The sequence below is a fragment of the Olivibacter ginsenosidimutans genome, assembly GCF_039542865.1.
Lineage (GTDB): Bacteria > Bacteroidota > Bacteroidia > Sphingobacteriales > Sphingobacteriaceae > Olivibacter > Olivibacter ginsenosidimutans.
In genome coordinates, this window is the sequence record NZ_BAABIQ010000041.1 from 44,959 (window position 1) to 56,832 (window position 11,874).

Annotated in this window: 13 protein-coding genes; 9 read left to right on the top strand and 4 right to left on the bottom strand. The window is 39.8% G+C overall.

From position 1 onward, the window contains the following. The first annotated feature begins 28 nt into the window (after positions 1-28). The 9 genes from hsdR to ABD930_RS16065 all read left to right on the top strand — a co-directional run bounded on the left by hsdR (position 29) and on the right by ABD930_RS16065 (position 8,682). A complete protein-coding gene (hsdR, locus tag ABD930_RS16025) occupies positions 29-2,962 on the top strand; it encodes a type I restriction-modification system endonuclease (RefSeq protein ID WP_345232945.1) in 2,934 nt (977 codons plus the stop codon). Next, positions 2,914-3,276: a type I restriction-modification enzyme R subunit C-terminal domain-containing protein gene (locus ABD930_RS16030; RefSeq protein WP_345232946.1), complete on the top strand. Its 363-nt coding sequence runs from the start codon at positions 2,914-2,916 to the stop codon at positions 3,274-3,276. Before hsdR ends, ABD930_RS16030 begins: the two co-directional genes overlap by 49 nt. A 5-nt stretch (positions 3,277-3,281) precedes the next feature. Further along, positions 3,282-3,617: a BRO-N domain-containing protein gene (locus tag ABD930_RS16035; protein WP_345232948.1), complete on the top strand. Its 336-nt coding sequence runs from the start codon at positions 3,282-3,284 to the stop codon at positions 3,615-3,617. 5 nt (positions 3,618-3,622) lie between these two features. Then, positions 3,623-3,988 (top strand): four helix bundle protein, encoded by a 366-nt coding sequence (locus ABD930_RS16040; RefSeq protein WP_345232950.1) that lies wholly within the window; start codon positions 3,623-3,625, stop codon positions 3,986-3,988. A gap of 20 nt (positions 3,989-4,008) precedes the next feature. Next, on the top strand, positions 4,009-5,499 hold the full coding sequence (locus ABD930_RS16045) for a class I SAM-dependent DNA methyltransferase (protein WP_345232952.1): 1,491 nt from the start codon (positions 4,009-4,011) through the stop codon (positions 5,497-5,499). A 91-nt stretch (positions 5,500-5,590) separates the two neighbouring features. After that, positions 5,591-6,919 (top strand): restriction endonuclease subunit S, encoded by a 1,329-nt coding sequence (locus ABD930_RS16050; RefSeq protein ID WP_345232954.1) that lies wholly within the window; start codon positions 5,591-5,593, stop codon positions 6,917-6,919. Then, positions 6,916-7,497 carry a hypothetical protein gene (locus ABD930_RS16055; RefSeq protein ID WP_345232956.1) on the top strand — a complete coding sequence of 194 codons (582 nt, stop codon included), beginning with the start codon at positions 6,916-6,918 and terminating at the stop codon, positions 7,495-7,497. Before ABD930_RS16050 ends, ABD930_RS16055 begins: the two co-directional genes overlap by 4 nt. A gap of 11 nt (positions 7,498-7,508) precedes the next feature. Then, positions 7,509-8,252, top strand: a complete 744-nt coding sequence (locus ABD930_RS16060) for a hypothetical protein (RefSeq protein ID WP_345232958.1) — start codon at positions 7,509-7,511, stop codon at positions 8,250-8,252. Between the two features lie 34 nt (positions 8,253-8,286). Then, positions 8,287-8,682: a 5-methylcytosine restriction system specificity protein McrC gene (locus tag ABD930_RS16065; protein ID WP_345232960.1), complete on the top strand. Its 396-nt coding sequence runs from the start codon at positions 8,287-8,289 to the stop codon at positions 8,680-8,682. Here ABD930_RS16065 and ABD930_RS16070 read toward each other — a convergent pair. The 4 genes from ABD930_RS16070 to ABD930_RS16085 form a co-directional block, all read right to left on the bottom strand. After that, positions 8,633-9,943 (bottom strand): ATP-binding protein, encoded by a 1,311-nt coding sequence (locus tag ABD930_RS16070; RefSeq protein WP_345232962.1) that lies wholly within the window; start codon positions 9,941-9,943, stop codon positions 8,633-8,635. The two genes, ABD930_RS16065 and ABD930_RS16070, sit on opposite strands and share 50 nt — an antisense overlap. Before the next feature lie 17 nt (positions 9,944-9,960). Then, complete coding sequence (locus tag ABD930_RS16075; RefSeq protein ID WP_345232965.1) at positions 9,961-10,260, bottom strand: AlbA family DNA-binding domain-containing protein; 300 nt, start codon at positions 10,258-10,260, stop codon at positions 9,961-9,963. A 576-nt stretch (positions 10,261-10,836) separates the two neighbouring features. Beyond that, positions 10,837-11,097: a hypothetical protein gene (locus ABD930_RS16080; RefSeq protein WP_345232968.1), complete on the bottom strand. Its 261-nt coding sequence runs from the start codon at positions 11,095-11,097 to the stop codon at positions 10,837-10,839. Positions 11,098-11,282: 185 nt separating this feature from the next. Further along, positions 11,283-11,747, bottom strand: a complete 465-nt coding sequence (locus ABD930_RS16085) for a GNAT family N-acetyltransferase (RefSeq protein ID WP_345232970.1) — start codon at positions 11,745-11,747, stop codon at positions 11,283-11,285. Positions 11,748-11,874: the final 127 nt, after the last annotated feature.

Below are 11,874 nucleotides of genomic sequence, written 5' to 3' on the forward strand. Positions count from 1 at the left end.
CAATGAATGTATGAAACCATTATAACGCATGGCCGAAACCAATTTCCAATTTTTAGAAGAAGAATTCCCGTTGCTATTTAACCTGGCAAAAGCAGGGGAATATAACCTATACCAAGATCCAACGACGTCATTATTCAAATTGCGCCAGTATGGAGAATACATGGCCAAGCAGATATTTGACACCTACGGTATGGACTTGCCCGAAGACAGCAAATTCCAAAACCTAGTATACCTGCTCCGAAACCAAAGTATATTACCCGGTAATGTCTACGACTATTTTACCATTCTTCGAAAACAAGGAAATGATGCCGTCCATGCATATAAAGGTACCACCGAAGAGGCGACTTCATCGCTTTTTTCAGCATTCAAACTAGGCAAATGGTTTTACGAATCCTATTCCGTTAAGAACAGGAATATTACTGATATCAAATTCCATAAACCCGAAAATCTCGACGCGCGCCATGCTTTACACCTGTTGGAAGAAGAAAACAAAGCGCTAAAAGCGCAATACGACCAATTGCTTCTACAGCAGAAAACAGTTAGCCAGGAACAAAGGCAGGCCTTTACCGAGCGTGCAAAGCGTTCCGCCTCTAAATTAGATATGGACGAGGCCCAGACGCGTGAGCTCATCGATGTCAACTTGCGGAAGATGGGTTGGGAAGCCGATACAAAATTGCTAAACGCTAAAATTCATAAAACCCAACCGGAGAAAGGCCGTAACATGGCTATTGCCGAATGGCCAGTAAAAGGTGGTTATGCAGATTATGCCCTATTTATCGGTACCAGCCTATATGGCGTGGTCGAGGCAAAAAAATACGGACAAGACATTTCTACCAATTTGGATCAAAGCAAGCGCTACGCGCTGAACATTATTCCACAGGAAGGGATTGAACTATTGGGCGAATGGGAAGGTTATAAAGTGCCGTTCCTTTACTCCACCAATGGAAGGGAATACCTCCAACAGATTGCGACAAAAAGTGGTATATGGTACCTCGATGTGCGAGAGACGTATAACAACTCCAAATCCATTAAAGGATTTCATAGCCCGGATGACTTACGAAAGAAATTCGAACAGGATATAGCCCTGGCTAATAAAAAATTGCAAGCAAATTCATTAGATTTTTTGCAATCGAAAACGGGGCTTAGTCTGCGTGACTACCAGATCAAAGCCATTGAGGCTGTAGAAAGTATCGTTGTTAATCATCCCGAAGTGGACCGGGCATTATTGGCCATGGCGACCGGAACAGGCAAGACGCGTACCATTATTGGGCTGGCTTACCGACTCATACAAACCAACCGTTTCAAACGTATCTTGTTTTTGGTGGATCGTACGTTATTGGCTAAGCAAGCTTTAGATGGTTTTAAAGATTACAAAGTGGATGATCTCAAGAGCTTCAACGATATCTATCACATGGATGACCTTAGAACCTGGTGGCCAGATGTGGATAGCCGCATTCACTTTGCTACGGTACAGAGTATGGTAAAACGCTTATTTTATAATGATGATGAACAAAAGTCGATAAGCATCGATACATACGACTGCATCATTGTGGACGAAGCGCACCGGGGGTATTTATTAGACAAGGAAATGGATGACGAAGAGCTGGATTTTAAAGATCAGGATGATTACGTCAGCAAGTACCGCCAGGTATTGGATTATTTCGATGCCTTTGCTATAGGATTAACGGCTACCCCGGCATTGCATACCACAGAGATTTTCAATAAGCCCGTATTCAATTATGGATTACGGGAAGCGGTATTGGATGGCTATTTAGTGGATCAGGATCCACCGATCAAGATTAAAACGAAACTTTCTGAAGAAGGTATTGTATGGGAAAAAGGAGAAAAACCGACGGTCTACGATAAAGAAGGAAACCACATTATTGAATTGGATGAGCTGGACGACGAGCTTAAATTTGATATCTCAGGATTCAATAAGCGGGTCATTACCGAGAACTTCAACCGCACCGTACTCCGCGAATTGGTCAATCACCTTGATCCAGATAGCGAAGCCAAGACATTAATCTTTGCTGCTACTGATGAACATGCCGATATGATTGTTAAAATCCTTAAGGAAGAGTTCGCCGCAGCAGGTATCCCTATACCGGATGATGCTGTGGCCAAGATTACCGGAAAATCGGATCAGCCCGAGGATAAAGTGAAGCGGTACAAAAATGAACAATATCCCAATATTGCCGTCACGGTAGATTTATTAACCACCGGTATTGATGTGCCAAAGATTTGCAATTTGGTTTTTATGCGCCGTATTCGATCCCGTATCTTGTATGACCAAATGATTGGACGAGCTACTCGCTTATGCCCGGAGATCCATAAGGAAAGTTTTAAAGTGTTCGACGCGGTCAACCTCTATGAAAGTATTAAGGATTACACAGAAATGAAACCCTTAGTAGTTAATCCATCAGCAAACTTTACAACCTTAGGCAGCGAATTCCAACATATCCAGACAGACGAACGTGCTGCGCAGCAGGTGGATCAGATCATCGCCAAACTGCAACGCAAAAAGCGGTCGGCAGGTATCGACAACGAGAAGATCAAGTATTTTACCGGTGTAGGTTCCTTGGATGAATTCATCCATACTATACGCGAAAAACCCATTTCAGAACAGGTTAAGTTACTATCGGCCAGCAATGACCTTTGGAAATACCTGGACGAATTCAAGTCGGCTCCCGCAAGGCAGTTTTACTCCAACCATGAGGATGCGTTGCGGGAAGTAGTTGCCGGTTACGGTGCTTCTGATAAACCGGAAGACTATATTGAAGGTTTTAAACGGTTTATTGAAGAAAACCAGAATAACATCGCCGCCCTGAAACTGATTGCTACGGCTCCTACACAATTAAAGCGTAGCGACCTGAAAGAGTTATTAATCTTGCTCTGGATACAAAAGGTTATACCGTGCGTACACTACGCGAAGCATGGAAATCTACCAAAAAGCAAGATGTAGCGGCCGATATTATTGCCTATATTCGCACGCTGACATTAGGTTCGGAATTGGTTAGCAAGGAAGACCGCGTTAGGCAGGCTTTTCAAAAGCTCTACAGCGAACAAAACTGGACGGTTCCGCAAAAGAACCTGCTGGCGCGTATAGAAGCACAGATGATTGCAGAATCCGTGGTCACCGTCGACGATCTGGATAAAGAACCCTTTGTTTCCACTTACGGCGGTTTTAACCGGATCAATCAACGTTTTGACAACCATTTGCCGGACATCCTGCAAAAGATCAACAGTTATATGTACGGTGGCAACCAAACGGCATAATCACGATGAATAAAGTTTCCATTCGTTTTTTTGATGACCGCGAAGTACGTGCTATCTGGGACGATGAGCAAAATAAATGGTGGTTTTCGGTATTGGACATTGTGGCGGTACTGACCGATCAAGATGACTATACAAAAACCCGAAACTATTGGAAATACCTCAAGGCCAAGCTTAAAAAGGAAAACAGTGAAGTGGTTAGTGCCACTACCCAGTTGAAAATTCTTGCTCCGGACGGTAAAAAAAGGTTGACCGATATGTTAGACTATGATGGTATTATCGCATTGGGAAAAACCTTTCCTGCCACAAAAGCAAACCGGTTTATAATTAGTGGTAAGTGGTAAGAAGTATGAAGGAGAATAATATAAAAAATAAGAGTTTTGCATTTGCGGTTCGTGTGGTAAAATTGTATCAATACCTATCAGAAGAAAAACGAGAATTTATACTTTCTAAACAATTACTTAGAAGTGGAACTTCCGTTGGAGCTATGGTGAGAGAGGCAGAGCATGGGCAAAGCAAAGCGGATTTTATTCATAAATTTGCCATTGCTCAGAAAGAAATAAATGAAACGATCTATTGGTTGGAACTTCTAAAAGCGACAGATTATATTAATGAAAGTCAATTTAGTAGTTTGCATATTGAAGCGGTAGAATTAATGAAAATAATCACCGTCATCATTAAAAACACCAAAAAAAATCTAACCCTTAACAACTGATAACTAACAACTAAAAAAAGATGAGCGCAGAAGAAATTGCACAAAAACTTTGGAACCTCTGTAACGTCCTTCGTGATGACGGAGTAACCTATCACCAATACCTGAACGAACTGACTTATATCCTCTTTCTCAAACTTTCCGAAGTTAAAAACTTTGAGGAGGATATACCTGAAAAATACCGTTGGAGTAAATTTAAAGTAATTAAAGATAATAAAGAGCTATATGACACTTACCGGAATCTGTTAGCGAACATTTCGGCCGATTCAGAAAATGCAACGATCAAGGAGATTTATACCAATGCATCGAGCATGCTACGCAAACCGGTCAACTTACGTACGCTGGTGACAGCCATTGATAACATTGATTGGTTCGAAGATACAGAGAAAGATAAGATTGCAACAATCTACGAGGAATTACTGGAGAAAAACGCGAATGAAAAAAAATCCGGTGCCGGTCAATATTTTACACCTCGGCCTTTAATCAATGTGATGGTTGATTTAATTGTTCCAAAGATTGGTGAACGGTGGAACGACCCTGCAGCGGGTACATTTGGATTTATGATTGCTGCTGATCACTATTTGAGGCAAAAGACAGATGATTATTTTAAACTAAATGACAAAGATCGGGAGTTTCAAAAGTACGAAGCTTTTACGGGCTGTGAATTGGTGCAAGATGCTCATCGTTTAGCGCTGATGAATGCGAAACTGCATGGCATCGAATCATCGATTGCTATGACGGATACGCTAAGCCAGGACGGTGAAGCTTTTAAAAATTATGATGGTGTATTGGCGAACCCACCATTTGGCACTAAGAAAGGTGGTGAACGTCCTACGCGTACTGATCTCACTTTCCTAAGCTCCAACAAGCAGCTTAATTTCCTGCAACATATCTACCGATCACTGAAAAAAGACGGCAAGGCACGGGCCGGTGTCGTATTGCCCGACAATGTGTTGTTTGAAGATGGGGATGGTTTAAAGATCCGCCGTGACCTGATGGATAAATGTAACTTGCATACCATTCTGCGTTTACCTACTGGCATTTTCTATGCGGCGGGTGTGAAGACGAATGTACTGTTCTTTACCCGTGGAAAGACAGAAATTGGGAACACCAAAAATGTATGGGTATATGATATGCGGACCAATGCTCCTAATTTTGGGAAGCGTACCCCTTTCACCCGCGCAGCCTTTGCAGATTTTGTAAAAGCTTATACCGGAGGCACTTCCATTGATGATGTGAAAGATAATTGGCAGGGCGATATTGACGAAACTAAACGTGCTGAAATCGCTCAAGAAGACAAGCGCTGGCAATGTTTCTCGCGTGAGGCCATTGCTTCCAAAGGTGATTCACTGGACATTGGTTTAATTGCGGATAGTTCATTGAGCAATGGAGATGATTTGGGCGAGCCGATTGATATTGCCAAAGAAGCTATGGCAGAACTGCAAGCGATTAATAAAGAGTTAGAGGATTTGATAAAGGAGTTGGGCTTCGACTACGCTCAGCCCGACAAATAGCGTGTCACCCTAAGCGTAGTCGAAGGGTAGACACACAAACAACGATATGCTGAGCTTATAATAAGCACCGCAAACTAAGAACGAGAGGAGTATGAATAAGACATTGCCAAAGGGGTGGGTAACTTCAAAACTAAAACATCTCGGCCAATATTTGAATGGTAGGGCTTTTAAACCTACCGAATGGAAACCGGAAGGAATACCAATAGTTCGTATACAGAATTTAAATAATTTGAACGCACCATTTAATTACACCGATGAGACTTATGAGGAAAAATACTCAATAGAAAATGGTGATTTATTAATGGCGTGGTCTGCCTCGTTAGGCGTATACTTTTGGGAGAGGGGTTATGCTTGGTTAAATCAGCATATTTTTAAGGTATTATATAATGAAAAGATAGTAACTAAACGATTTTTATATTATTGTTTGTTGGTTTCTATTGATGATTTCTATGGAAAGACTCATGGAACTGGAATGGTGCACATTACCAAACCCATATTTGAAAACCACGAGGTATCCCTCCCCCCGCTCCCCGAACAAGAACGCATTGTCGCTAAGCTCGATAAGCTTTTTGCACAGCACGAGAAGATAAAAGCGGCACTTAACCGTATTCCACAATTGCTAAAAACCTTTCGCCAGCAGGTGTTAACGCAAGCGGTGACAGGGAAACTCACCGCACAATGGCGGGAAGGGAAAGATTTGGAGAAATGGAAAACGCCAACCCTTAAGGATGTTTGCTTTAATTTTAAATATGGATCGTCTTCAAAATCAGAAGAAGTAGGAAAAGTCGCTGTTTTAAGAATGGGTAACTTGCAAAATGGGAGGCTGGATCTAAGTGATTTAAAGTATTCGAACAGTAAAGCTGAAATAGAGAAATACACTCTCTTGCCGGGTGATGTGTTGTTTAATAGGACAAATAGCCCGGAGTTAGTAGGTAAAACTTCAATTTATAAAGGTGAAATTCCGGCAATTTATGCTGGCTATCTAATAAAGATTGAAAATAACAAATCTGTTCTTAACTCCGATTACTTAAACTTTTACATGAATACCCACCGAGTCAAAGTGTGGTGTAATGAAGTGAAAACAGATGGAGTAAGTCAATCGAACATAAATGCCCAAAAATTGGCAGGATTAGAAATTCCGTTACCTCCACTAGAGGAACAACAAGAAATCGTCCGCCGTGTTGAAAGCCTATTTGCAAAAGCTGATGCAATCGAAGCACGATACCTAACGCTAAAAGCAAAAATAGACAGCTTACCGCAATCCATTTTACACAAAGCCTTCAAAGGCGAACTGGTACCTCAACTCCCTACCGATGGCGATGCGAAAGATTTGTTAGCCGAGATTATGGCGTTGAAGAAGATCTCAAAGGGAGGTAGTAAAACCGATGAATTACCAAATGAAATAAAGATCAAATCATGAAAGAAGAAAAAAGTCTATTTAAAGAGTATAGTGGCAATAAAAAGGAGATCTATTCTTCTTTAATTGAAACTATCGCTGGAGTTATTCCAGTAGGATTAACTGTTAAACTGATAGAGGATCATCAGAGAACAACCTTATTTAATAAACTTAGTTGTTTTTATCAGAATACGAAGGATTTGCCACAAGCGAAACATCAATATGTTATTGAAAAGTTATCGGCTAGCAAAGATTTCAAAAGAAAGGCTGCAGAGCTGTTGCTGGAGTTGATTGATAAAACGGTCACAGATTCCAACATTGATTTGCTCTGTAATTTGTATAAAAATACAGCGGAAGACAAAATTTCCGAAACTGATTTTATCCGTCTTTCTATTGCTTTACAAAAATGTAGCTATACAGATTTAATTTCGCTGGTGGATTATCAAAATGATGATCTGAATTTCACAGGACGGTATGATGGGAGTGCAACTGATTCTCTTTATGCGGCTGGTTTAGTTTATCAACATGTGATTGGAAGCCCAATCCTTTATAAGGTCAACAACCTTGGAGCTGATATGTTGAGGTATGGAATTATCGGTTAAATTTTTACAAGATGAGCAATTCAATATTTTTCAAATCAGCAATTATCAGCTTGATCTGTGTTTTTGCGGCACTGATACTGTCAATCTTTGTATTCAAAGAAGCATATTACGCTCATTTTGATTTTACAGATGATGATAAGGTTAAGATTTCAACTACAATAAATGCTCTGTCCACACCAATTATATCCTTGATTTCTGTCATTCTATTATATATAACATTATCTAAGCAAATAGAATCAAACTACTTTCAAAAGAAATCCAAAAACCTTGATCTAGTCCTTGTAATGTATAACCAATTACAGGTTGAATATGAAAATTTCTCTTATACTAAAAAGGGAACATCAACGACTAGGGGAGTCACAACATCTTACGAAAATCATTTTAAAGGAGCAGATGCGCTACGAGAAAATCTAGCGAGCTTTAGGATAAAACCTGAGAAATTTGGACCATCGTATCAAAGTGATAAAATTATTCGCTTGGTTCATAGCTTCACCTTTTTGGAAAATATTATAACAACAATGGATTTAGAAGAAGAATCAAGGAATTTATTAAATCGAAATATGGAGAGCTTCTATAAAACGAGTTTCAGACCTGTATTTCTAAGTTTAGCATACCTGCTTCGAAGCAATACCAATTCTTATTCTAAGGAATTGATTGATTTTGTAACATCACAGGAAAGAAAACAAAAGCAAGATTTTGATATTAAAAGTTACAAAAAAGAGGGTGATTTATTCGGAGACTATTATAACTCATAAGTCGCATAAAAATATTCTAAACTTATTATTTCAGATGCAGCATGATATTTTTTTAGTGTCAAAGAAAGATAAATCGATTAAAATTATCGTCGACACTAAGTATAAGTTACGAGGTAATTTCAAGGGTGACAAGAAAAAAGGGATAACGCAAAGTGATCTGTACCAAATGACTTCTTATGCATTTCGAAGAGACTGTAGCAGTGTACTTCTCTTATATCCTAATCAGTCCGATATTTTGAGCGAACCGGATATCTTTCATATTTCGAATGCTCATCAATCCCAAGTTATTAAAGTCACAGCAGCAGAAATTCCGTTTTGGTCAAGGTTAGGCTATAAAAATATAGACCATACACTTTATGCCTCATTGGTGGCTTTATTAGCTAACCTATCGACTTCACAAACTCCAAGTACCTATTTCCAGCTTCAGTGATCTTATACCGCTGATTAGGGTGGGTTTGATTTTCAGGATATTCCAGTTGAAGCCATCCTATTTTAAGCAGTGGAGTTAGGTAACGGTTTTTATTCTTGGATTGTACACTAAGGCCTATTTGAGTAAGTAAATCTCTGCTAGAAACCCATTGTTTGGCAGTTTCTAAAATAGGGACAACTTTATCATGTACCGTTCTATTGATTATCTCTTGAACTTGGTTACTAACTTGGTTACTAGCTTGGTTACTCGGTAATTTGAAAAAAGCCACAACATCATCTAATTCTTTAAATAACAAATCATTAACTCCGACACCAGCTTGGTTACTAGCTTGGTCACTTTTATCTTGACGAGCAGGTAGAATAGTCAGGAAATGGGTGCTTTGACCATCGGTTTCAAAAATAGGATCAGGGGAACCGTTTTTATGCATAGTGCGGTATATGGTTGGAAAACCTGTACCTCGTCCTTCAGTAAGATCCAATTCTTTTAAAAAATCACCGATACGACGGTTCCGATAATCCCGGGCAACTATCCGCCTTTGGTGATTCAGTATTTGAACGTCCACGGGTGGAATCGGCCCCGGAAAACTTAATATTTCGATTTTATCCGGCCATACCTGTACTTCGATTGGATTCCCGATTTCATAACTTTTGTGATATATCGCATTAGACAACGCTTCTTCAACAGCTTCATAAGGAAAGTTATAAAAGCGGATGGCCTCCGCCTGATAAGAGACTTTGATTACATTTTCATGGATGACGGTCGCTTTCAGGAAAGCAAGACAATCACGCAATTGTATATGTAACGGCCCCTTAAAATAATGCTCGCTAAATGACCGTCCGCTATCGTCCCGATGGACAACCAGTTCAATCCAGGCACGGGAAAAGAATTTTTCGGGTGTACGATTGAAAAATAATAAGCCGACGTTAACGGGATAAAGATCTTCATCAGCTCCCTTGACAATATACATGCTCCTGGACAATTCGGCTAGGGACATTTTTTGACTTTCCTCATAAAGGCTACTTTTTATTTCCTGCAAAAAAGCCTGGATCAATCCCAAATCAAAATCATTTATGGTAGCCTGTCGGTTAATACGATCATCAAAAGGAATGCGTGCCGTCAGCTCGATTAAGCGTTGCAGGTTTTCACCTTTAGCGATAATACTTCTTGAGCCATAACGGATATAGGAATAGCGTTGAGCACCCTTGCCCTGTGTGCTTGGAGCTGTGTAAGGACGATGATCACCAGCGGGACACCATAGCACGAGTATGTGCCGTCCGTTTAATACATATGGCTGCGCGGAAAATAGTTTGGTTGAAGCTGGTTGGCGAGCGATAAAACTTCACCCTGGATGCCATCTATTCGTTGCGGATCAATTCCTTCTGCAGGAAAAACAGCTTGCCCGTTTTGTTCAGCAATACCAATAATGATATATCCACCGCCCCAATTATTGAGATCATTGGCAAAAGCACAGATCGTATGAATTACCTCTTCCGGATTCCACCCACGTTTAAATTCCAAACGTTCCCATTCCACCACTTGTCCATGTAAAAGATCTTCAATATTAACGGGTAAAGCCATCTGTTCTACAATACGGTGTTAGGAAAATTAATTTGATTAAACGAAGATAAGAAAGAAAATACAAACCCCAATCCCTCCGAGCAATTTATGCCTACCATTAGTCTGGACGAAGATTAAGATTAAAACCAGCTGATTCTGATATCCGTTACGTTTACCTTTTATGGTACGATAAGACCCAATTTTTAGGTCTTATCGTACCATAAAAGGTAACAAGATTAGGCAATGAGCACCAATTTTGAACTAGCCTTCAGGTTTAGAACCTTTTTTCGTCCAAAGGTATTTAATTTCACATAGCGGGGTTTACCATTGGCTCACGGGTGCTTACTCCAACTTATTGCTCACTACTTTTACTATATAAGTAACAACTTTTTGTCCCAAAGCAATCACCATAAACGCGAAGGTAGTTACCCCCAGCTAAAAAGTAATTGGCAAAGCGCTAAAAGCGAACACCGCGATCGCTGAAGTAATTACCTTTAAGGTGAAAGTAAATAACTGAGGTATAGAAGTGGTTACGTTGTATATAAAAGTAACCACCTTTAGGATAAAAGTAATCACATCCATCATATATGTAATTACCTACGCAACAAAGGTAATGGTCTTTTTTTTAAAGGTAATCACTTTTAACGCAATGGTGTCCACCTTTGATACCATAGTAATCACCATGCCATTAAAAGCAGTTACTTTATTCTTGAAGGTAAACACCTTTAAGTTGAAGGTAACTGGAGTCAGATTTAAGGTAACAACCGACAAGTCTATAGTAACCACCATCAACCTCAACATAACCGGGAAAATCGGAAATTTATCGTCCCATTTAGTTAGGTAAATATGGTATGCCATTTTTACGCGTTATCGAGAAAATCTGTAAGACACTATGCTAGCAATCAAATGTTGATTTTCTGTCAACCTACGAATTGAACTTTACGGATAATTCCTATTTTTCAAAATTCTTTAAAAAATATGAGGGCGTGACGCCCGAGGAGTTTAGAAGAAATATCCTTTTGTGAACGTCAATAACAGACAAGTTATTGGACTTCACAACGCATGGTTGTGAGTAGTTTTTTAAAGCCGGCCTTCTCATATGCCTTTATAGCCGAACTGTTTTCCGCATATACTTCCAATCGGATTTCTTTTGTCCCTTTTGACACTGCCCAATGTTTAAGTTCGCCAATCAATTGTTGATTTAGTCCTCTTCCTCTGTATGCGGGTCTAACAAACATAAAGCCCAAATGTGCATAGGTTTGATGCCTTAAATAAGGTTTTGCCGGCTTGATTTGGGCATAACCACATCCTACAATATGGTCTTCTTCTTCCAGTACTAAAACCGCTGCATCATCGCTTTCGATGAGTTCTTTAATAGGATAATAGTGGATAACTCCTTCCTTTAGCGTTTCATCAAAAGGACGTTCCGCTTCAACCAATTCTTGTAGCAATTGTTCAAGTATGGGTAGGTCGCCCAGTGAGGCTTTTCTTAATAAGATATGTTTCATAGTTTTATCCCGCATTACGCTTTAAGCAATAAGCATTTGCCAATTTTATAGTTTTGTAGGCGATGCAAAATAGCTTAAAAAGCATGCGGCTTATTGCCTATAGCTGATTTGAGGTTATTTGCTTTTC

What these genes read in the sequence shown, in the direction of transcription:
- hsdR (WP_345232945.1), top strand. Translation starts at nt 29, where the DNA reads ATGGCCGAAACCAATTTCCAATTTTTAGAAGAAGAATTCCCGTTGCTA.
- ABD930_RS16035 (WP_345232948.1), top strand. Translation starts at nt 3,282, where the DNA reads ATGAATAAAGTTTCCATTCGTTTTTTTGATGACCGCGAAGTACGTGCT.
- ABD930_RS16040 (WP_345232950.1), top strand. Translation starts at nt 3,623, where the DNA reads ATGAAGGAGAATAATATAAAAAATAAGAGTTTTGCATTTGCGGTTCGT.
- ABD930_RS16045 (WP_345232952.1), top strand. Translation starts at nt 4,009, where the DNA reads ATGAGCGCAGAAGAAATTGCACAAAAACTTTGGAACCTCTGTAACGTC.
- ABD930_RS16050 (WP_345232954.1), top strand. Translation starts at nt 5,591, where the DNA reads ATGAATAAGACATTGCCAAAGGGGTGGGTAACTTCAAAACTAAAACAT.
- ABD930_RS16055 (WP_345232956.1), top strand. Translation starts at nt 6,916, where the DNA reads ATGAAAGAAGAAAAAAGTCTATTTAAAGAGTATAGTGGCAATAAAAAG.
- ABD930_RS16060 (WP_345232958.1), top strand. Translation starts at nt 7,509, where the DNA reads ATGAGCAATTCAATATTTTTCAAATCAGCAATTATCAGCTTGATCTGT.
- ABD930_RS16065 (WP_345232960.1), top strand. Translation starts at nt 8,287, where the DNA reads ATGCAGCATGATATTTTTTTAGTGTCAAAGAAAGATAAATCGATTAAA.
- ABD930_RS16075 (WP_345232965.1), bottom strand. Translation starts at nt 10,260, where the DNA reads ATGGCTTTACCCGTTAATATTGAAGATCTTTTACATGGACAAGTGGTG.
- ABD930_RS16080 (WP_345232968.1), bottom strand. Translation starts at nt 11,097, where the DNA reads ATGGCATACCATATTTACCTAACTAAATGGGACGATAAATTTCCGATT.
- ABD930_RS16085 (WP_345232970.1), bottom strand. Translation starts at nt 11,747, where the DNA reads ATGAAACATATCTTATTAAGAAAAGCCTCACTGGGCGACCTACCCATA.